Source organism: Psychrobacillus sp. FSL K6-1415 (genome assembly GCF_038003185.1).
Taxonomy (GTDB): domain Bacteria; phylum Bacillota; class Bacilli; order Bacillales_A; family Planococcaceae; genus Psychrobacillus; species Psychrobacillus psychrodurans.
Genome location: NZ_JBBOOQ010000001.1, coordinates 1748829 through 1771267, shown reverse-complemented (window position 1 = coordinate 1771267; position 22439 = coordinate 1748829). Strand labels below are relative to the sequence as shown.

21 protein-coding genes and 1 riboswitch are annotated in these 22439 nt (G+C 35.3%); of the genes, 2 read left to right on the top strand and 19 right to left on the bottom strand.

Annotation, left to right across the window (positions count from 1 at the left end):
* Positions 1–49: 49 nt before the first annotated feature.
* From MKY60_RS08235 to prsW, 3 genes are all read right to left on the bottom strand, one after another.
* Positions 50–1333, bottom strand: coding sequence for a PepSY1/2 domain-containing protein (locus MKY60_RS08235; protein ID WP_093494644.1), 1284 nt, complete (start codon positions 1331–1333; stop codon positions 50–52).
* 9 nt (positions 1334–1342) lie between these two features.
* The gene (gene sleB / locus MKY60_RS08230; RefSeq protein ID WP_445677985.1) at positions 1343–2131 is read right to left on the bottom strand and encodes a spore cortex-lytic enzyme; all 789 of its coding nucleotides are present in this window, start codon (positions 2129–2131) and stop codon (positions 1343–1345) included.
* Between the two features lie 71 nt (positions 2132–2202).
* Entirely contained in the window at positions 2203–2895 is a 693-nt protein-coding gene (gene prsW / locus MKY60_RS08225; RefSeq protein ID WP_093494643.1) for a glutamic-type intramembrane protease PrsW, read from the bottom strand.
* 68 nt (positions 2896–2963) lie between these two features.
* On the opposite strand from prsW, the gene MKY60_RS08220 reads away from it, so the two are divergent.
* The gene (locus MKY60_RS08220) at positions 2964–3929 is read left to right on the top strand and encodes an asparaginase (RefSeq protein ID WP_241598804.1); all 966 of its coding nucleotides are present in this window, start codon (positions 2964–2966) and stop codon (positions 3927–3929) included.
* A gap of 160 nt (positions 3930–4089) precedes the next feature.
* Here MKY60_RS08220 and MKY60_RS08215 read toward each other — a convergent pair whose 3' ends face one another.
* The 6 genes from MKY60_RS08215 to MKY60_RS08190 all read right to left on the bottom strand — a co-directional run bounded on the left by MKY60_RS08215 (position 4090) and on the right by MKY60_RS08190 (position 9780).
* A complete protein-coding gene (locus MKY60_RS08215) occupies positions 4090–5067 on the bottom strand; it encodes a YpdA family putative bacillithiol disulfide reductase (protein ID WP_241598802.1) in 978 nt (325 codons plus the stop codon).
* Between the two features lie 25 nt (positions 5068–5092).
* Entirely contained in the window at positions 5093–5860 is a 768-nt protein-coding gene (locus MKY60_RS08210) for a metallophosphoesterase (protein WP_241598801.1), read from the bottom strand.
* 76 nt (positions 5861–5936) lie between these two features.
* Positions 5937–6569 (bottom strand): CBS domain-containing protein, encoded by a 633-nt coding sequence (locus tag MKY60_RS08205; RefSeq protein ID WP_241598799.1) that lies wholly within the window; start codon positions 6567–6569, stop codon positions 5937–5939.
* A 78-nt stretch (positions 6570–6647) separates the two neighbouring features.
* Positions 6648–7250 carry a LysM peptidoglycan-binding domain-containing protein gene (locus tag MKY60_RS08200; protein WP_241598798.1) on the bottom strand — a complete coding sequence of 201 codons (603 nt, stop codon included), beginning with the start codon at positions 7248–7250 and terminating at the stop codon, positions 6648–6650.
* 80 nt (positions 7251–7330) lie between these two features.
* Positions 7331–8752, bottom strand: coding sequence for a RecQ family ATP-dependent DNA helicase (locus MKY60_RS08195; RefSeq protein ID WP_241598797.1), 1422 nt, complete (start codon positions 8750–8752; stop codon positions 7331–7333).
* Positions 8749–9780, bottom strand: coding sequence for a helix-turn-helix domain-containing protein (locus tag MKY60_RS08190; protein WP_241598796.1), 1032 nt, complete (start codon positions 9778–9780; stop codon positions 8749–8751). The genes MKY60_RS08195 and MKY60_RS08190 overlap by 4 nt, the downstream gene beginning before the upstream one ends.
* Before the next feature lie 110 nt (positions 9781–9890).
* Here MKY60_RS08190 and MKY60_RS08185 point away from each other — a divergent pair, with 110 nt between their 5' ends.
* Positions 9891–10139 (top strand): ferredoxin, encoded by a 249-nt coding sequence (locus MKY60_RS08185; protein ID WP_090561824.1) that lies wholly within the window; start codon positions 9891–9893, stop codon positions 10137–10139.
* 833 nt (positions 10140–10972) lie between these two features.
* Here the strand turns inward: MKY60_RS08185 and MKY60_RS08180 are convergent.
* The 10 genes from MKY60_RS08180 to MKY60_RS08135 all read right to left on the bottom strand — a co-directional run bounded on the left by MKY60_RS08180 (position 10973) and on the right by MKY60_RS08135 (position 22404).
* On the bottom strand, positions 10973–11566 hold the full coding sequence (locus MKY60_RS08180; protein WP_093494636.1) for an ECF transporter S component: 594 nt from the start codon (positions 11564–11566) through the stop codon (positions 10973–10975).
* Positions 11567–11719: 153 nt separating this feature from the next.
* A riboswitch (FMN riboswitch) is annotated at positions 11720–11852 on the bottom strand.
* A gap of 303 nt (positions 11853–12155) precedes the next feature.
* Positions 12156–13400 carry a hypothetical protein gene (locus MKY60_RS08175; RefSeq protein ID WP_241598795.1) on the bottom strand — a complete coding sequence of 415 codons (1245 nt, stop codon included), beginning with the start codon at positions 13398–13400 and terminating at the stop codon, positions 12156–12158.
* Positions 13393–13929, bottom strand: coding sequence for an RNA polymerase sigma factor SigX (gene sigX, locus MKY60_RS08170; protein WP_241598794.1), 537 nt, complete (start codon positions 13927–13929; stop codon positions 13393–13395). The genes MKY60_RS08175 and sigX overlap by 8 nt, the downstream gene beginning before the upstream one ends.
* A 314-nt stretch (positions 13930–14243) precedes the next feature.
* Positions 14244–16022, bottom strand: coding sequence for an ATP-binding protein (locus MKY60_RS08165; protein ID WP_241598793.1), 1779 nt, complete (start codon positions 16020–16022; stop codon positions 14244–14246).
* Entirely contained in the window at positions 16015–16731 is a 717-nt protein-coding gene (locus MKY60_RS08160; RefSeq protein WP_093494632.1) for a response regulator transcription factor, read from the bottom strand. Before MKY60_RS08160 ends, MKY60_RS08165 begins: the two co-directional genes overlap by 8 nt.
* A gap of 404 nt (positions 16732–17135) precedes the next feature.
* Entirely contained in the window at positions 17136–18320 is a 1185-nt protein-coding gene (gene ccsB, locus MKY60_RS08155) for a c-type cytochrome biogenesis protein CcsB (RefSeq protein ID WP_276517599.1), read from the bottom strand.
* Between the two features lie 4 nt (positions 18321–18324).
* Complete coding sequence (gene resB / locus MKY60_RS08150; protein ID WP_241598792.1) at positions 18325–19983, bottom strand: cytochrome c biogenesis protein ResB; 1659 nt, start codon at positions 19981–19983, stop codon at positions 18325–18327.
* A gap of 13 nt (positions 19984–19996) precedes the next feature.
* Entirely contained in the window at positions 19997–20533 is a 537-nt protein-coding gene (resA, locus tag MKY60_RS08145) for a thiol-disulfide oxidoreductase ResA (RefSeq protein WP_241598791.1), read from the bottom strand.
* 99 nt (positions 20534–20632) lie between these two features.
* Positions 20633–21367, bottom strand: coding sequence for a pseudouridine synthase (locus tag MKY60_RS08140; protein ID WP_090561843.1), 735 nt, complete (start codon positions 21365–21367; stop codon positions 20633–20635).
* Positions 21368–21474: 107 nt separating this feature from the next.
* Positions 21475–22404, bottom strand: coding sequence for a D-alanyl-D-alanine carboxypeptidase family protein (locus tag MKY60_RS08135; RefSeq protein ID WP_340929457.1), 930 nt, complete (start codon positions 22402–22404; stop codon positions 21475–21477).
* Positions 22405–22439: the final 35 nt, after the last annotated feature.

Here is a 22439-nt window from a genome sequence, read left to right as displayed (position 1 = left end):
TACTTTCTATTATGACACTGAAATGAGTATATTTCTATAGAAAAAAGTTCTATGGAAGCTTATCTGCATGTAAAATTTCATGGTTTTCGGTATCTATATAAATTTTGTACGTGCCAATAGAATCATTTTTAGCTAATACCTGGTAGGCCAAACGTTGCTCTAGTTGTTTGTTTTCTACATATGCTAATCTCTCTTCCTCAATGTAAAAGTTACTTGAAAAGAGACCCACATTATCTAGCGGTACAATTTCTTGCTTACCAATTTTTTCTTTCTGAATATATTCCATGGCATTTAAACCGAGCAATTCTCCATTGTCCTTAGCAATTTTCAATTGAATACCATCTGCATAAATTAAAGCATCATTATTTTCGTCTTTTCTTGCAAATGATAAATGCCAAGCCACTGAGTTTTCACGATATTCTACCAACTCTGTGTCCGTAAACCCTAATGTTTTCATATATTCAGCTGACTTATCTTTCATCTGCTGTACTGTTATAGTCGTCTTTTCAAAAGGTCTTTCCAGCAAAAATGACAGAATGTGTCCACCTTTTTTGGTCAAATCTGCATATCCTATCCGAATACCTTCATGGAATTCGATATGATAAAAAGGATAAGGGGCATCCTGGGAACTTTCTGTTATATGAATTTTTGCATCCTTAAATTCTGGAAATAATTTGACGAACTGTTCCTTAGCCTCATCTTCCGTAATTTCGGAGTCCTTAATATGCTGTAAATCCTTTTTCTTTTGCTGATCCGTTTCACTAGCAGTCATAGGGAAGTCGCTTTCTGTATATGCCTTTACAGAGTTCCCTAGTGACTTCCAATTTTTCTCACCATTTTTATCTAATTTGTTTTGAACAAAGGCTGTTACAATATAATCTTTATTTCCACCGTCTTTGTTCGTAAATGCCCACTGATCTGAAAGGGCTTGCAAGTTTTCTCTAGTACTGACCATATTCTTTTGCCATTCCTCAATTGGCACTTCTCCATTTTTCACCTGTGCAGCACCATTACCTAATCTGTTTAAATAATTCATCCATACTGTAGAAGTTTCGCTACTAATAGGCAATGAACTTATAGAAGTTCTTATATCAGAGGAAATCCGCCATACATCATCTAAGGGCTGTTCTAGTGCTTCTTTATCCGTAAATAGCATTGTCTGATCGACGGATTCAGTTAGCTTAGTCAATTTTTCTGATGCTGAGGTCAATTGATTGGAGTATTGTACTGCTAATGCATTTTCTAACCTGTTATTTTGAGACTGAACTGAGAAATGATACATAAGAAAGACTACTGCGACCGAAGACACGATTACCCATATAATTTTTTTCATTTTATCTCCTTATGCACAGAAAATATGCTGTCCTATTGTTTTAATTTGTGGTCTGCTCCATATCCATTCACTTGTTGCAGTGTCTGGATTGAAATAATAAATAGCATTTTCAGTTGGATCCCATCCATTTAGGGCATCTAACACAGCTTCCTTTGCACGTTCATTTGGTTCAAGCCAAATTTGCCCATCCGCTACTGCTGTAAATGCTAAAGGCTGAAAAATTACTTCTGAAACCGTATTCGGAAAATCTGGATGTTCGATTCGGTTTAAAATTACTGCTGCTACTGCAACTTGTCCTTCATAAGGTTCTCCACGCGCTTCTCCATATACAGCACTAGCAATCAGTTTCAAATCTTTTTCCGAATATTGTGGAGGCAGCTGCATATTTGTACTTTCTGCTTTTTTGTTTTTTACTTGCTTATCTAAATCCACCCCACCATAATGTGTAAAGCTATTCCCTTTGTTTATCTGCTCGTGGACAAATTCTTTATTGTAATCTGAAACACCTACTAATTTTTTCTTAGTGTCTTCTCCCAGTAGGCCGTCGATTGGAAGTCCATATTTTTCCTGGAAATTCCTCAGTGCCCAGTAAGTACTATAACCAAATTTACCATCTATCTCACTCTTATAAAATCCAATATACTGTAACCTTGCTTGAAGTTCGATAACGTCGTCTCCGTAAGCACCCCGTTCTAATATTTGAGCAGAGAAAGCCTGGGTAGTTGGTTGCTCATTGATCAATGAATAACTAAACGTACAAAATAGCAAACTAATCAGGATGTATTTTATTTTTTTCAAACGACATCTCTCCTTTTTATTTAGTATGGAGCATGAAGTGTCAAAATATACAAAAAAAGTCTAGCATATAGCTAGACTTTTTCTTCTACATAATATTCATGATTCTTATATCTTTTTCTACGGGATAAGATATGGGCTTTCTTTACTTTCGATAAACTAAATAGCCACAAAAACAACATAAATGGTACCATTAATAATAACTCCAAGCCTGTAATGCCCAGAATACTATTATAAATAGTGTGCAAGGCTAGTGGTCCTATCAATGCGTAAAATATTTCATAACGAGATTTCGTTAAGGTCGTGAATTTTGCTCTACCGATATAATACCCCATTAAAACGCCAAATAGGGCATGACTGGAAACTGGAAGAATTGCACGTAAAATTGCTTCATCCATACCAAAATTCAATAAATATAATATATTTTCAACAGTCGCAAAACCTAGTGCTACGCTAGCACCATATAAAATGCCATCGTAGGGGTCATCAAACTCTACATGCCCATAGATAGCCACTATAAGAACCAACCATTTAAAGAACTCTTCTAGTGCACTCGTTACAATAGCTTGATGTAAAAATAAAGAAGAAAAAATCTGTTCCTCTTGAAAAACATGTTGAATAAACATTATTGGAAATGTTAATATAGCGCCATATATAAATGTATGTAACAATAATCTGGAGGGTTCTGCAGATATTTCTTTACGTAAGTAAAAAAAACTTAATAATGCCAACGCTGGGGCTATTGCAACGGAAAGTAGTATGAACATAAACTTACTCCTTCCATTTCATTATTACTATTATACCTTAAATACACAAATTATGGGAGGTACTTACATTGAAAACTATTTTATTAATCCATACAGGTGGCACAATATCTATGCAGGTGCACGCAGACACAGGAGCTGTTGTTCCAGCAGATCAAAACCCACTTTTAATCGAGGCAGGAAAACTTAAATCATTAGCCAATATAGTAGAAATAGAGGCATTTAATCTCCCTTCACCTCATATTACACCCGACGAAATGTTAGAGCTGAAACAGCTAATAGATCAATATATTATAACTGACGATATAGATGGTGTTGTCATTACGCATGGAACAGATACATTAGAAGAGACTGCATACTTTTTGGACCTAACTGTTGATACGGAAATACCAATTGTTCTTACTGGTGCTATGCGTTCTTCCAATGAGATTGGTGCAGATGGGTTATATAATTTAATGTCTGCTATCCAAGTGGCTTCTTCCGATGATGCAAGAATGAAAGGTGTACTAGTTGTATTAAACGATGAAATACACACTGCAGAAAATGTAACTAAGACACATACCAGCAATGTGAGTACGTTTCAGAGTCCACAATATGGACCTATTGGGTTTATTTCTAAATCCATCGTACATTTTCATCATTCACCCAATCACCGTATCGTTTTTCCGATTGAACATATTGAGAAAAAAGTTGCATTGTTTAAAGTATATGCGGGAATGGAGCCAGACTTGCTAAAAGCATCGATAGATTTAGGATACGATGGAATAGTATTAGAGGGGTTAGGTCAAGGCAATGTACCTCCAAGCCTTGTTTCTGTCATTGAAGAGACATTAAACAAAAATATTCCAATTATATTGGTTTCTAGATGTTTTAATGGAATTGCACAAGATGTGTATGGTTATAGAGGAGGAGGAAAAGGCCTTAAAGATGCTGGTGTAATTTTTGCACAAGGCTTAAATGGTCAAAAAGCTAGATTAGCATTGCTGATAGCATTAAACCATCCTGATCCACAGAAAGCAATTGAGTATATTTTTTGAGATACGAAAAAGCAGTGTAAAACATTTAAGAGTAGTTGTCGTACTGACTATACGACAACTACTCTTTTTTCAATCAAGATAATAAAGTGAAGAAATTTGTATAAATGTTATCACAGAAACAAGCATTAAAATATTTGACTCATGTAGTCATGAAAATGACTCACATATTGTCTTGTTTTCTCTTAATTTCTTTTGCTATTTGCTCTCCATGGAATCGTCCATTTTCTATAAAGATTTCATTTGCATTATTACCAGCTGCAATTACACCAGCTATGAAAATCCCTTCTACATTCGTTTCCATTGTATCCGCATCATGAGTTGGCCTTCCTGTAGCTTCATCAATTTGAATACCCATTTGTTTTAAAAATGTATGATCAGGGTGATAGCCCGTCATTGCAAATACATAGTCATTTGACAATTGGAATTCCCCAGTTTGACTATTTTTTAATGTTACATTAGATACTCCTATTTCTATTACTTCTGTATTAAAATGCATTTGTACCTCGTTATTTCTTACGAGACCATCAAACTCTGGAAGTACCCATGGTTTTATACTTGGTGAATATTCATTCCCTCTATAAGCTACCGTTACATTAGCTCCAGCTTTGTTTAATTCTAAGGCTGCATCAATGGCTGAATTTTTTCCTCCGATAACCAGTACATCTAAACCAAAATACGGATGTCCCTCTTTAAAGTAATGTTGTACCTTTCCTAAATCTTCACCAGGAATATTCATATAGTTCGGATGATCATAATAACCAGTTGCTATTACTACATATGTTGCCACATAAGTTCCTTTAGAAGTATATACCGTAAAATTATTTTCTTGTTTCTCTACTTTTAGCACCTGTTCATATTTACGGACATCAAGGTTTTTAAGTTTTGCTACTTCTCGATAGTAGACTAAAGCCTGATTTCTCTTGGGCTTTCTCTCCTCTACTATAAATGGAACTTCACCTATTGATAATTTCTCACTTGTACTGAAGAAAGTCTGATGTGTGGGATAATTATAAATAGCCTCCACTATATTTCCTTTTTCAATTATGATGGTTTTTAGTCCGATATTTTGTGTAGAAATAGCTGTTGCTAACCCGCAAGGTCCTCCTCCAACTATTAATACATCTACCTGTTGAAACACAAAAAAACTTCCTTTCTTTGTTCACTTAATTTCGTCCACTTATGGTTACTATATGACATTCAGATTTTGCTCCCAGTCTCAATGGTACCGCAGTTGTTCCAAATCCATTACTTATGAGCTCTGCACTATTTTCTTTTTCACGATAGCTACCGTTCTCATAAATCCCAAAAGGGCCAAAGCGTATTTGGCCACCATGGAGATGACCCGCTAAGAGAAGATGCGGCTTACATACTTTTTTGGCATTATTAAAGTATGCTGGAGCATGAGTTGTAAAAACGATAATATCAGATTCAATAACGTCTTTGAACGCTTCATATATTTTAACTGGTCCCTCAAATCCATCATTAATCCCTACTACACGAACAGAAAAATTGTTTTTTTCATATTTAATAGAGTTGTTCTCCAATATACAGACATCATGCGAATAAAGGATATCTCGTAAATTTTGTTCCCCAACTTCCCGATCATTGTTACCGAAAACGTAACAAGTATTTCCTAACTTGGCAAGTTGTCTGATATTATCATTCGTCCGTTTTAAAGGGACTCCCCTCTCCGTCAAATCTCCTCCGATTATAACGATATCCACTTTTCCGCTGAGTTTTTGAATAAGCTCATCACTTATTCTTCTGCGATGGATGTCGGATATGAAAAAAATATGAAAATGATCTTCCTTCTTCCATTCATCAATATACAATGAATGGGTATGAATATTTGTTTGAAAAGCTAAAAATAACATATACAAAAAAATAATAAAAAATATAAACAATCCTATACCAATTATCCATCCTATCAAATATATACCCCCATATAACATGGAAAAGGACAGGGAAATTCCCCTGCCCTGCACTCGTGTTTCCTATAAGCTAATTTTACTCTTCTTTGTCAATATGTAAAACACGAAACCCTGCTTTTTCTAAATCTGCTAGAATACGATCAATTTTTGAATCGTTTTCAATCTTTAATACAATACGTCTGAATAGTTTATCTGTTTCATCAAATGTTACGATTGAAATGACCGAAGCGTGATATTTATGCAGTACATCCGTCATTTTTTGAATTCGTCCTTCAGATTCTACAGAAGTAAAAGTTATACGCGTTCCCTTACTATTCATACCAAATGCACTTTTAAATTGTATTACTGAATCATAACGAGTTACTAAACCAAGAAATTTTCCATCCTCCACAACAGCTAGGACAGGAAAATCATGAAGCTTAATCATTGCATTTTCGAAAACTTCTTCGTAACCAACAAATATATCCTCATTTGTCATAATATCTGTTACTTTCGTTTGCTCCATGAAAGTTTGTTTTTCAAGATTGCTATAGAAATGCGCTTTATACAAAAGGTATTTGTTAAACATACCTACATATTGTCCGTTATCTAAAATCGGTAAAGCATCCATTTCTTTTTCCTCTAAAACACGAAGAGCCGACGATACTGAAGTATCTACTTGAACTGTAATACACTTTTCTTTTGGGATCATTACACTTTTTACAAACATATTAGCACCTCTTCCAACTAGGATATACCCTATATTATATATTCAACATTTATGAAAAATATCCTTCTTTATATATGTTTAAGGTAGTACTAACTTTTGACCAACAGAAATTTCATTTGACGAAAGGCCATTAGCAGATTTTATTTTTTCGACCGCTGCTGGATCTTTATAATAATTAACGGCTATACGATATAGTGTTTCATTTTCCTTAACTATATGCGTTTTGGAACTAGCTGCTTCTGTAGTTTCTGTTTTATCTACTACTACTTCTTCTTGCTTTGGCTTTTCAGTAACTTCCTCTGTCTGTTCAGCTGGTTGCTGAGTTTCTTCAGGAGTAGTTACCACTGGAACTTCTACTTCTTCTTCTTCTTTTTCTTCTGCTTTGGTAGTTTCATCTTTTTCTGTCCCATTATTAATAGCTTGCGTTTCTACATGTATCGTATCATTTTTTACTACTTCTGCTTTATCTGGATCAGCTACATAGAAAAATTGTACGTAAATAAATATACTAATTGGGATTAATATGAAAATGCAAAAAACAACTGGGATTAATAAATTTCTAGATTTTTTCTTTGGTTTTTGATTTGAACTTCTACTTCTTCTCATTTCATTGGTATCGTCATCTTGTCCTATAGATTGTCGATGTTCGTCGATTTTTTTTTGATAATCATCTTGGTTCATTTTATTCAAACTCCATTTCTGCCTTCATTTCTACTTCTATTATGACGAATATTGTAGAAAAAGTAAACTTAACAAAAGTATTATGATGGAAGAAGTATATTTAATCTATCTATCCAATTCATTTCATCTTGCCTATTCTTTTCATCAGTTCTTTTCCTTAAAATGCTCGAGACATTTAATTTACATTTGGAGCAACAATGATGGGGGCGTTCTATTAATGCTTGATCAAAATAATGAAGTAGCTGCTCCCTCAAACAGGAATCATTTCGAATCATTAAGTAAAAACTTTGAATATCCTGCCACTTTTTTTGTTTAATTTGCTTAAATAATTGAATAGTTTGCTGTTCATTTAATTGCTCTTTCCAATAAGCTAGAATGCGGCTTGTAGTCTCTGCCTGTTCAACTTCAGAATATTCTTCTTGATAAGCAAAATGTATGTCTTGTTCCTCTGGAAAATCTTGCATCGCTACGTAAAATGTTTGCTCAACATCTGAAGAAGTATATAAGAGTGAGGCGATTGCCTGATTGCCATCTCTTGCAGCTCTTCCAACCTCCTGCATATAGCCTGCTACAGAGGTCGGAATATGATCATGAATAATTTGCCTGATATTATCTTTGTGAATACCCATTCCAAAAGCATTAGTCGCACAGATCCAATCTAATTGTCCCTGCTGAAACTGTTGCTGGATTAATATCCTGTCACTTTGCTCCATTTTTGCGTGGTAATAGGCAACAGAAATTCCTTGTTCTCTTAGCATTGTTGCATAAACTTCCGTCTTTTTACGTGATTGTGTATAAATTATTCCTGGACCTTCAGTAGAGATAACTCTACCTAATATCCAATTCATTTTTTCTTGTTGGTTTTCAACCTCTACTATTTCATATGCAATAGCAGGACGATCAAGTGAATGAATGTATTCAAATGGTTTTGTCATCCGTAAAGTTCCTTTAATATCTTTGACAACTTCGCTTGTCGCAGTTGCTGTTAATGCAAGAACATTCACAGCTTTTAGCGAATGTATCCAACCTGATATCCTCAAATAATCAGGTCGAAAATCAAACCCCCACTGAGAAATACAATGCGCCTCATCTGCTACAACATATGCGATGGAAAGCTCTCTAAGCGCACGGTTAAATTGTTCATTTTGGAGCATCTCTGGTGAAGTAAATATAAATTTAAAATCAGCTAAGTGACGAAAAGCCATTTCTCTTTCTTGGAATGGTAAAAATGAATTGATGGCAATAACTCTTTTTTCTCCTAGTAATTTTAGTTGCTCTACTTGATCCTGCATAAGAGATAAAAGAGGTGACACGATAATCACAGTTCCTTCCATTAGGTATGCTGGTAGTTGATAAAGAAGGGATTTCCCCATACCAGTAGGAAGTATAGCAACAACATCCTTTCCTGCTATAATTTGTTCAATTATTTCCTGTTGCCCATCTCGGAAGTTTTCATGACCGAACTTTTTCTGAAGAATTTCATTTAATTTTAATTTATTCATGAATTCTTTTCTCCCTTCGTCAATGCTAAGCGCACTTGAAAGAAACTAATTTCCGGTAATCTTTGTTTTATTAATGTGAGTTTTTTTGTTTCTAGCTCGTTTGATAGGTGAAGAATTTCTTCTACTTGATCCTTAGAAATAAAAGCAGAAATAGAGAAATTTTTATCGTTTGAGACTATTTCAATCACATGATCTTCTATTGTATTAATCTTCAATTTTCTTATTTTAGCAATTTCTTCAATAGAATATCCCTTTTCAAATAGACTATTTGTTTTAAAAGCAGATTCAGTTAGAGGCGTATCGATACGAATATCTTTAGCTAAATTAAATAACCGGGGACTTGTCTCTATTGAAATATTGTCTAACATACTATGTAAACATTCTAAAAAAATTATTTTAATGTTCAAGTCAGTCATATGAAAGTGGCGAGCCAGTTGTTCCCATGTCAAACCAGTTGTCTTATAGCCACTAAGCCGATAAACAAACAACGTTCTGTGTAGATCATCAAAAGAAGGGTTTTCAAGTAAATAAAAAATTTCTTGCTTAATATCGGTATTCAAGTTAAATTCACGGAAATTATTTTGGATTAAAAAGTCTTTAACAAAATGCTGTATAGAAATATCCTTTTGGTTTGGTACGAATTTTTTTTCATTCGCTTGGAACTGCGACAATGTTTGGATAACTAAGTCTATTCTTTTCCAAAAAAGTTGTTCCTTGCCCCTATATTTCCAACCATTAAATAGAGGTTCTTTATCACTCGGTAGTATTTCAATTCCTTTTTCAGTTATATATACGAGTGATTCATTTACCCGAATAAACTCATTTTTAAACAGCTCATTTATCGCTTCATCATAATCTTCCTTCGATAATTGTGGAAGGATAGAGAAGAAAGCATGAAGTTGAAAATATGTCACATCTTGAATGGTTTGTCCTGATTTTTTGCCTTTTAATAAATAATATGGGGCATTCTCAGAACGTTGCCCAGATATTTTATGTATTATAAATAGTAATATTTGATGAAAATGCATAGGAATACCTCTCTTTTCTGAAGTATTTTGGTTGAAATGTATGGAAAACATCTTTAGAATGAATAAGATAGCATATTCGTTTTAGTAGTTATAAAGGAGAGAATATAATAATGGCAAAATATACAATTGTAGATAAAGATACATGTATTGCATGCGGAGCATGTGGAGCAGCTGCCCCAGATATTTATGATTATGATGATGAAGGTATTGCCTTCGTTATTTTAGATGATAACATGGGTACAACAGAAGTTCCAGAAGAACTAATGGAGGACATGGAAGATGCATTTGAAGGTTGTCCTACTGATTCTATTAAAGTAGCAGATGAGTCATTTGAAGGAGACGCTCTGAAATTCGAATAGTATATTGAATGGTGGTTGTGACTCTTGTCATGATCGCCATTCTTTTTTTTCTGAAAGAAAACCGTGTAAAAAAGATACAAGTGCCTTTTTTCCCAATCGTTTGCGAAGGCTTGGACAGACGTTTTGCTATATCGTTACCAAGTTAATTTTTAGTGATATTGGCGTTTACCTGTCCGCGCCATTCTGCAATTCTTAGAAAAATACCTAAGTGCGTTTTTGGTTAACTACAGAAAAACTACTAACTATTCCTAGATTAAGCACTCGAAGATGCAATTTCGTTCGCTCTAACGCTACTCTATACGATTGAAACCAGCTATTTTTTGCCGTATGTCTTCTGTCTTCTTACTAGTTGAAAGATGCTTGATAACAAATCCAGAGCCCCTGTTTTGTATGCGGTGCACTTCATATCATAAAGTACTAGGAACATGGACTTTGTGCGTATACATCCTCATCTTTTATGAAATAATTGAATCCAATTTTATCGTTACTTGCTCTCCCCTATTGTTTACTTGCTTACATCTGTGGCTTACTTGCGGTCGTAAAGAGCTTACTTGCCCATAGTCCATAATTACTTGCGGTTTATTACCTTTTACTTGCGAAAAGGATAATTTCCCCAAATAATTTGATTAATTCACAACCTAAATGAATGTAACTGAATTACTAATTGTTATTTTCTACTTATTAGTTCCAATGCTATAAATGATGTCTTTAGATGATCCTATATAATCACTGCTTACTTAGTTGATTGTGGCGGAAATCAAAGCGGTATTATCCATTTATATTTACTTTCCTCTAAAAAAAAGTTGTTCCTCCTAATGGAGAAACAACTTTTTTTAATTTGTATTAGGTTTCATATATGAATTAGTAACCTTATCAAGTAAAGGTTTTATACGTTTAAATAATACAATCATCACAATAGTTACAATTACGCCTTTAATCAAATTAAAGGGTAAAATACCGAAAATGATAGTATTAAACAAGGCAGTACCGGTTTCCATTGGGAAATTTAAGAAATAAGTGTACATTGGTAAAAACACATAATAATTTAAAACACTCATACCAATCGCCATAGATACTGTACCTGCTCCTAGTCCTACCATAATTCCTTTTGACGTAGTAACTTTACGATAAATCAAATACACTGGTGTTAAAAATAAGATACTAGTTACAAAATTAGCCATATGACCAACAGGTACACCAGTTGGACTTCCTGCAAATAACCAATCTAACACATTCTTTAAAAATGCAACTAGAATTCCTGCTATTGGTCCCATCGTGATTGCAGCGATTAAAGCTGGTATATCACTAAAGTCGACCTTCAAATATGCCGGTAAAACCGGTAATGGAAAAGCAAGTAGCATTAAAACAAAAGAAATACTACTAAGCATTGCAACTGCAATAAGCATTCGCGTTTTGCCTTTTATCATAAAATCCTCTCTCCTTTTGCGATTCACTCCACAAGAAGAAAGGTTCAGCTCGTTTGCACACTTAAAGAATCCCTTGAACCAATAAAGTTCAAGGGAGAAACAAGGTACACTTAAATAAGCGTATCCGTATAAGCATACGAGAAACGACTGCACCTTCACCTTCTCCCATCCAGACTATACTGTCGGCTTTGGAATTTAACCAAATCAACCTGTTAAGGTTCGCGGGCTGAAGAAATAAATTTCTAATACCGCCGGTCGGGAATTGCACCCTGCCCCGAAGATGAATCAATATTTTGTTGATCTTCATGATTAATATCTTGAATTAATAACATTTTATCAAATATAAACAATATATGCAACAGACCTGTTTGTAATTGAGACCAACATCCTAATATAGGCTATAATAAAAAATTTACGGGCTTTTTTGATTGAATTAAGGGCTATATTTGAAATCTTATGGGCTTTCATCTCGTTATTATTCCTGGATTGATTGTTTATGGGCTATTTCCATAACTTTATAGGCTATCGCGTACCCAGATACAAAAAAACTGCCAAGCTTTAGTTGATAAGGATTGGCAGTTGACGTTATTTAGTTGGTTCGCAAAGTAAAACCATTCGGTCCGATTGGAACAGGAAGTGAGCTGCTTAAATTAATTCCATCCCAACTTTCTTGTACAACATTTTCTAATTGGATGGATTGATTAAAGCTTGCGGCAGTTAGGGAAAAAGCTTCTAATAATCGAGATGCCTCACTCACATCTAAAGATTCCAGGTTTAAAGGTTTATCGAAGCGTATTACTAAACCTTTATCCTCTCTTACTGTGTAGGTCACATTATTTGGTATAACAGAAGTGTATATATCATTTCCAGGATCTCTCATATCCATCAATGCTTCCGATAATGTAGCGAATGTTTTATTAAAATTTGGTGCTAAATATGTCTCTCCATTAGAACCATTATATGCAAAGTAATTTACCTTTTTCTCTGTACCTTTTAGCTCCACAGGTTCATCTAGCGTACCGACTTGATCCCAGTCAATCGGCGAACCATCTTCATTGACCCTTAAAAAGGAATCAAAATCAGTGAAAATTTCATTGATAGAAGATAGATAAGGCGCCATTGCTCCAGGGGCAGCATCATAACCATGATCTACTGGTAAGTAGTGCTTTAACATTTTACCTTCTGTCAAAAAGTAACCTTTGTAAGGATGGTATTCTTGGAATCCAAGGGAAATCTCATCAATCCCAAATGCGTATCTTTCATATAGCTCCAAGCTATTTGGTGTCTTATTTGGAAAATCCATATCTATTTGTTCTTTAGGAATTACAATCGTTATTGGAATAGAGAGAGCATTTTCTAATAAAGAAAAATGAAATACTGTTCCTCCATTTAAATCGTTCTCGTAAACAGAGGTAAATAGACTGTCGAAAGGAACTAATTCATACGAAGATACTATTTTTCCAGACATAGTCGACATATCGCTAGACTTGTCTTCTTCAGTAGCCATTGATGCTTCTTCTGGTACGTCCATCGTTCTCATATGATCTTTTTCCATTGATGACTCTTGGGCTTTATCAGCTGTGGAACTCTCATTCTTATTTATAAAGGAAGAGACGAGAACTGTTAATATAAGGACAGAAGCTACGGAAATGATAAAAGGTAGCCATTTGTTCATTGAAACCTCTAGTCGATTACGTTTCTCAGGCCTCTCCTGAATTTCTATTTTGGATTTTACCAGTTTATACATTTCATCTTTCGAGCGTTTATCTGTAAACTTCGGCATGTTATTTAATAGCTCATCTAATACACGATCTTCTGTCTTTTTCTCACTCATGATGAACATCTGCCTCCTTTTGCTTATCAGATAATCGTTCACGAAGTGCTTTTATTGCACGATGTTGCGTTGTCTTCACTTTCCCTTCCGACCAATTTAGAATTTCCGATGTTTCCGCAATCGAAAGTTCCTGGAAATATCGCATAATAATAACCATTTTCTGATCTCCCGTACAATCATCCAATGCAATTAATAATGTTCTCATCTCATCATTAAGCTGTACTAAATCTTCCGGTAACATTTCGGAAGATGCAAGTTGCATCTTTTCCCAGTCAAATGAGTCAAATAACCTCTTTTTTCTGACGGTTTGTTTTCTAAAATGGTCAATTGCAATATTTTTGGCTATTGAAAATAGCCATGTCTTTTCTGAGCTTTTTCCCTCAAAGTTGCTATAAGCTTTAAGCACTCGTACATATACTTCTTGAACCAAGTCTTCTGCAGTTTGTCTATTTTTCACCAAATATATGAGAAACTGAAAAACGTCTTGATGATAGGTATCATACAAGCGGTGGAAAACGGAGTCATTCATAGGCTCCCCCCGTTCTTTCAATTAGTCGTTTCAAGTACAAATTTGTTACACGCCTTTTATCCCACATTAATAGACAATACGACTCCCAATTAGAAGATAAGATGGGAGAATAACTGCCTATATAAGCGCAACGTAGAACATAGTTCAAAACGCTACGACAGATGGGTCTGTCTCTGTTATACGGTTCCTGCGAGACACGGACCATCAGGATGCTGTTTACTCAGGTATTGCGGTCCGAATCAAGACACAGCGTTATATACAAGAGTCCATTTTCACTCATCGGGATGTGAAGGTAATCTTCACAGTTTGTAGAATCACTTTATAGGCAAGTTAATAATAAAGGATGTACCTACTCCAATTTCACTTTCTGCAGTTAGCACACCATCATGTCTTTCGACAATGTTTTTCGCAATTGCCAAACCTAAACCAGTGCCACTTTTCCCTCTAGTTCTGGCCTTATCAGCTTTATAAAAACGTTCGAATACATACGGAAGATCTTCTTTTGGAATGCCATATCCAGTGTCGACTATTTTTATAACAAATTGTGTATCTGACTTACTTAATTGGACGGTGACAGAACCATTCTCTTTTGTATGCCTAAGGGCATTATCGATTAAATTGGTTAACACTTGTTCCATACGATCTTCATCAATTTCCATCGATAAATTTTCATTTATATTATGTTTAAAAGAAAGTCTAATATTATTTTCTTTGGCAACTTGATCAAATTTTTGTGTTATTCGTTCAATTGTCGGGACAACAGAAACCTTTTCTTTATATATACTTAGATAACCTGACTCTAGGCGGGCTAAATCTAACAATTCAGTTACTAGTCTACCCATTCGCTTAGACTCATCGTATATAATACGGATCATTTCATTCTTATCCTCTTCGGTTGTAACGACATTATCTATTATTGCTTCTGAATAGCCTTGCAACATCGAAATAGGCGTTCTAAGCTCGTGCGAAACATTTGCGATAAAGTCTGACCTCATTTTATCTAAACGATGCTGTTCAGTCATATCACGAAGTACTATTACTGCACCACGCACAACATTACCACTAGTGTATAAAAGACTAATAGATGCAGCAAAATAGGAGCCTTTAATCTCTAATTTTTCGTCAAACTCCTCTTGAACATCAAAGACGTACTCTAAAAGATGATGAAGTTCAGCAGGTAGCTTAGAATCATCTAACGTCTCTGCATTTGCATACCATTTGTTGAGAAGTATATCTGCCTGTGGGTTACTAACTTGAACTTCAAATTTAGTATCAAATGTAATAACCGCATCCGTCATGGATGTTAGTATACTCGCCAGTTGTTCCTTTTCTTGGTTAATCACTTCTACATGATGTTTCAATTGTTTCCCCATTTGGTTAAAAGCGATTCCTAGTTCTCCAATTTCATCCTTTTGCAGATACGGAACTTTTGTTTCAAAGTTACCTTTAGCTAATTGAATCGCCGCTTCCCTCATAGACCTAAGTGGTAAAGTAATACGAGAGGTTAAGAAAAAAGTAAACATAGTAGTTAAAAGTAACGCAATAAACCCAGATAAGAAAACAATTTTCGTAGTACTATTTGTCGTCTTACTAACAACTTCCAAACTTTGATAAATAAATACAGCACCATGAATGTTTTTATTGGATTCTAAAGGGGCAGCTAAAATAATATAATCTTCCATCCGATCCTCACTATTCATAGCGGGCATTAGCATTTTCTTCACAATTGGCTCATCAGAAGTGTATATTTTAGATAATTCCTTATTATCCAATATTTTTTTCTGTACTACATCCTTGTTAAGCCCTTCATGGACTGATAAAAAAACGGATTCTGCATTGCGTACAATTAAAGTATTAGTTTCTGTACCTAAAATATCTTGTATAATTTTAAACGAATCTTCTACATTGTCATGCTGCTCAACAATTTTACCGATAGTAACTGCCTCTTTACGGAGTGACTCCTCCGCCTGCTCTGTATGAAAATCACCTAGAAATTCAAGTAATAAAACGGTTACAATAAATAACACAAATAAGACGAGAAGCAGTATGGTTCCCCATAGCTTCCCGACAACACTATTCCAAATTCTATTCATTTATGACCTCGAATTTATATCCGACACCCCATACAGTCACAATCATTTTAGCAGACTTTTCAGAAACTCTATTTAGCTTTTCACGCAACCGTTTTACATGAGTATCAACTGTTCTCAAATCCCCAAAGAAATCATAATGCCAAACTTCTTTTAGTAATTGCTCACGATCAAATACTTTATCTGGTGCTTTCGCTAAGAAATATAGTAGTTCATATTCTTTAGGAGTTAAACCTACTTCTACCCCATCCGCAGTAACTCTATGCGCATCATGATCTATCGTTAGATGCGGAAAGACTACTATTTCTTTTGAAATAGATGTTCCTTGAGAAGGTGCAAAAGCAGTAGAGCGTTTCAAGAGAGCTTTTACACGTAATACTACTTCTCTTGGGCTAAACGGTTTTACAATATAATCGTCAGCTCCAAGTTCAAAACCTTCCACACGGTTTGCTTCTTCACCTTTAGCTGTCAATAATATGATAGGTGTTTCTTTATGCATACGTAGCTCTGTCATCACTTCTATGCCATCTTTTTCAGGCATCATTATATCTAATAGGATGCAATTATACTCAAATTCTAATGCAAGCTGTAATGCGACTTCCCCATTTTCAGCTTCTTCTACTTCATATCCTTCTCGTTCTAAATACATTTTTAAAAGACGACGAATGCGTTCTTCATCCTCAACTACTAGAAGTTTAATTGTTTCAGACATAGTTTTATCAAACCTTTCTATCAACATCTACTTTATATTGTACAATTACTGTATCCAAAATGAAAGAAAAGCTCTTCCTCCCGTTAAGTAAAGAGTAAAGAGCTTTCTAACTGTGCACTAGTTCTATCTTTTATTCTAGATCCATCGCCTAGCTCCTCGAGTCGCTTCAGGATTTCAGGGTCTCGCACGATGCGGGTCAGACAGTCGTTGTGACACGATGTCATGACCTTAGACTGACTCCCCCTCCAAAGGACTCCTTTACGTGAAATCCTTCCAGCTCTTGCTCCTGCGCAAAGCTCGTCGCAGAAGTTCGTTTTGCTCCTGCGCAAAGCTCGTCGCAGAAGTTCGTTTTGCTCCTGCGCAAAGCTCGTCGCTGAAGAACGGTGTCGGCGCTTACACTTTTGTTATGCGTAAGAATGTAATCCCGCTAAAATTAGATTTACTGCAATCAAGTTGAACATAATTATGATGAAACCAATTAGAGCAATCCAAGCCGATTTCTTACCTTCCCAGCCTTTTGATAAACGAAGGTGTAAGAACACTGCATAGAATAAGAACGTGATAAGTGCCCATACTTCTTTTGGATCCCAGCCCCAGAAACGTGACCATGCTTCATGCGCCCATATCATGGCGAATATTAATGCTCCAAGTGTAAACACAGGGAAACCGATTAATACTGAACGATACCCGATTTCATCCATCAATTGAGAATTAGACTTTTTCGTAAGTGGTTGTAAAACAGTAGAAATACGTTTACGTAATATTAAACGAAGTAAAACATAAATTACTGTACCAAATAAAACAGACCAAACAACTGTAGTTAATTTTTTTGCATTTACTAGCGGTGGCATTTCCACAAGTGGTTCAAATGCTCCATCTGTAATTGCTTCTGATTCATTCATACCAAATAGGGCTGGCATTGTGTATACAATTGTATGTTGTGTTTCATCTTTACTTATATAGTTGTATTCTGCATTATAATTCACTAAATAAAACGATAGCGAAGCAACAACAAAACCTACAACAAGGACTAAAACGTACATAACTGCCTCAATCCAAAAACGTTCCTTGGATCTCTTTGTCAAGTCAATATTTTTCAACAAATAAATAAATCCTGCTACAGCACTAATCGCTAAAATTGCCTCACCCATTGCTGCAGTAATTACATGAATGGTTAGCCAGTAACTTTTTAATGCAGGTATTAGCGGAGTAATTTCTTTTGGGAACATACTTGCATATGCAATGATTAGTAAAGCTATTGGTAATGCAAACAATCCAAGAGCAGGAGCTTTATATATAAAGTAAATAAGAATAAATGCTCCTACAATCATCATTCCAAATGCAGCAGTAAACTCAAATAGGTTACTTACAGGCGCATGTCCAGCAGCAATCCATCTAGTAATAAAATAGCCGAGATTAGCAATAAATCCTATAATAGTAACGGTAATCGCTAATTTGCCCCATCTATCAAAGGACTTGGTGGTTTCAGCATTTGAAGATTTCACTGCTCCTCCAAATAAAAATGTAGCAACTAAATATGCTACAAAAGCTATAAATAATAAGGTACTACTTAGAGATGCCATATCCATTTTGTTAAACTCCTTCTTCTTTATCCACTTTTTCTTCTAAAGAATCTATATCCTGCTGATCTAGATATTTTGGAAGATGAGCTACTTCTGTAACCTTGTCCAAATCTCTCTTAACACTTAACCAATTTTTGTTTGTATGCGCAGCAACAACCGTCTGTCCATCTTCTGATAATTGAATCCAAATTCGACGATGGTTCCAGTAAGAGCCTTGAGCTACACCTATCATAAATATAAGACCACCTAACGCAAGAAGTGGAAGTGTTAAATCTTTACGAACTGTTAAACCAGATACATCTCTCGTTTCCACGCTTTGGAAAGCAATTTTATGTTGGTTTACCCCTAGAGGTTCTACAGTTTCTTTAATCATGACAAAGCTAGTTTCACCTTTAGGGAATTCAGGACTATACATTTTTATCAAAAAGGCAGGATTGTTTGGAAGTGGTGATTGAGATTGCGGAACCCCTTCTTCAAATCCAGTAAAATCAGCGTAATAATCCATAACCTCGACCTTATATCCCTCATCTAATTCATAAAAAGGTTGAGGATCTGCTAAATCAATTGTAAACTCTCCAAATGATTGCTGTGTCTCTTTATCCTGTAATTGGAATGTCATTGTTGCTAATTCATCCAAGCGGAAGTCCATTTGGAACACTGAGAAATTATCAAATTTAATTGGCTTATTTACTTGAATAGAAGCTTCCTTTTCAAATTTCAAGTCTTCTGTATGTCCTGCTACAGAATCTTCTGGTCCTTTATATAAGGAAACGTCTGTTTGATAGTTCTTTGCAATCGTACCTACTCGATCAATAGCATCACCGTATACTTCTTTAGATTCTTCTTTCGAGTATGTCTCATAGATGAATTCTTTACTTTCTAAGAAATAACCGTCTGTTTCAGGTACATAAAGCGTTTCACCTTCACGTAACCACATCGTTTCATCTACATAAAAACCAGGAAGGGCACGAAGCATTACACCAAAAAGGAAAATAATTAGTCCTAAATGGTTGACGTACGGACCCCAACGTGAAAAACGTCCTCGTTCTGCTAAAATCGCATTACCTTCACGTTTTATATTGTATTTTAGCTCTTTAAGCTTTTCTTCCGCTTTCAGTAATGACTCCTCAGTAACATCCGATTTACCCATGCCAAAAATACGTTGTCTCTTCAAGAAACTTAAATGTCTCTTCGTCTTTTGTTTTTTCAAAGATTTATAAAGAGGTATGACTCTATCTAAACTTGCTATTACTAGTGAAATACCAAGCATACCAACTAATACCTGAAACCACCATGAGCTGTATAAGTCCGATAACCCAAGCTTATAATACAGGGTTCCAAACCCACCATACACTCTCTGATAATATGCAGCAATATCAGTTTCATTTGTTGCAGGCACATAAAATACTTGTGGAAGTATAGTTCCAATTGCAGCTGCAATTAGAATCGCTACAATTATCCACATACCTACTTTTACACTGGAAAAGAAATTCCATACTTTATCAATTATCGTCTTATTATACGTTTGAGACCGTCTTGCAGATCCTTCATAGCGCATATCTACAATTTTTTTCTCTTTTGTCTCTTCAGTTAATGGACGACCACAGCTCTCACATAACTCTGTACCAGCTGGATTAACGTTTCCACATGCACAAACTATCTTGTCCATTTTTAAGACTCCTTCATGAAGGTTTAATTTGATCCATAAAATTCGCAATATCTTCTTCGGTCATTTCGCCTTTAATAATTTTCTCAATCTTACCTTCTGGATTGATCAAAAAAGTAGTTGGCAGCGGATCAATATTATACGATTCCATTACACTTTTATTACGATCAATTGCTATAGGAAAAGTTAAACCATATCGATTTGAAAAACTATTTACCTTAAGGTCTGATTCACCAATATTAATAGCCAGTGTTTGGACACCCTTATTAGCATATTCACCGTATTGGTTGTCCATGGCCGGCATTTCTTTAGCACAAGGCTTACACCATGTACCCCAGAAGTTCAAAAACACACCTTGCCCTTTATAATCAGACAAACGCCTTTCAGTTCCATCCATATCTACTAATACGAAATCTGGAGCTTTATCGCCTACTTGTAATACAGCATTTTTCTCTTTATTTAAGTTGGAGTAAACTGTAAAAACTATAGCTACGACGAGTACTGCTAATATAGCTGTTCTCATATAAAAACGTCGTTTCTTAGACTGTGCCAATTTGCTAACCTCCATTTCCAAGCATAATCATGAATTATTATAACAAAATTTACAAATTAAAAGAGCCTTACTTATGAAGGCTTTGTGAACACATAGGTTTTATTTTCCTATTTTCCCCGTCTCTGCTAACACTCTCATTTGTTTTACTTCATGAGTAGTCAATTCTCTCCATTCCCCGGCATTTAAACCGTGAAGAGTTAAGAAACCAAATTGTTCTCTTTTTAGCTTTTGAACAGGAAAACCTATTGCATCGAACATTCTACGTACTTGTCTGTTTTTTCCTTCATGTATGGTGATCTCAATAATCGATTTATCAGCTTTTCGCTCGGAAGATAGTAGCTTTACTCTAGCAGGAGCTGTTTTACCATCTTCTAAAACAATACCTCGTTCCAGTGGTCGCAACTGTTCCTTTAAAGGGATGCCTTTTACTCGTGCTACATATGTTTTATCCACTTTATATTTTGGGTGTGTGAGGGCATAAGAAAAATCTCCATCATTAGTAAGAAGTAACAAACCTGATGTTTCATAATCCAGTCTTCCTACAGGATATAAGCGCTCTTTCACATGTGGCAATAAATCCGTTACTGTTTTTCTGCCTTTATCATCCGAAACAGCCGAAATTACTCCACGTGGTTTATAAAGTAAATAGTATACTTTTTGCTCTTTTTCTAATTTAACCCCGTCAACTTCTACTACATCATTGTCGGACACTTTTAACCCTTGTTCTGTTACTACTTTTCCATTCACTTTAACTTTTCCTTGTGTAATCATTTCTTCCGCTTTTCTTCTAGATGCCACACCTGCATGTGCGAGCACTTTTTGTAATCTTTCCAACACATTCACCTCGTCCATTCTATCCAAATCATATGAGTGAATTATGTCATACTTTGGGACAAATTAAAAGAAGACAGTCTTTTGTAATAACTGTCTTCACCATAATTCTATTTAATTTTCATTACGTTAAACTTTAATGCAATCTCATTATTAATCGTAACATTCCAAAGATAGGGTTTTTTTTCTGATGATTTACGTGGAATCATCAATACATTTTTAGTCGCATCTTTTTCTTCTTTTTTAAGTAAAAGGAAATAATCTTTTTTCACTTCAATAATCTGTTTATCTAACAGACGATATTTTCCTTTTTCCACAACCTTGACATTATCGTATGTCCGAAAAACATTTGCTGCAAGAGAAGAATGAGTATTCCAATCATTCGAATGGTTTAATGTTACTACAATAACTTTTTTCCCATTATCCTCAAAATAAGTCACTAGTGTTCTTCCTGCTACTTTTGTATACCCGGTTTTTCCAGCTACCGCATACTTATTAAAGTGCAATAATTTATGTTTATTTCTCCAAGTGACGGATCTTTCTTTAGGAGTATAAGTTTTAGCTGATGCAATTTGAGTATATGAGTCGTTCTGCAAAGCCAGTCGGAACATATTAGCCATATCTAAAGCAGAAGCATAGTGCTCATCCTGGTGGAGTCCCGATGGATTAGTAAAATGAGAGTTTTCTAACCCAGCTAACTGTATTTTTTCGTTCATCAATTTTGTAAAGCCTTCCATAGATCCACCTGTATGCTCAGCAAGTGCATAAGCAGCGTCATTACCTGATTGTAACAGCAACCCATACAATAAGGATTCGACAGTCCAAACCTCACCGGCCTTTAAGTATAGAGATGACCCTTCTTGTGTTGCAGCAGCATTTGAGATTGTTATTTCGTCATCGAGAGACACATTATCCAACACTGTTAAAGCAGTCCAAACTTTAGTGAGGCTTGCGATTGGTAGTTCTGTATTTGCATTGCTACCCTCTAATAATCTCCCTGTATTTGCGTCAATAACAGCATAAGAGGACGAGGCTTCCACATCATTTACACTCCACAAAAGAAAAAGCAACAGAA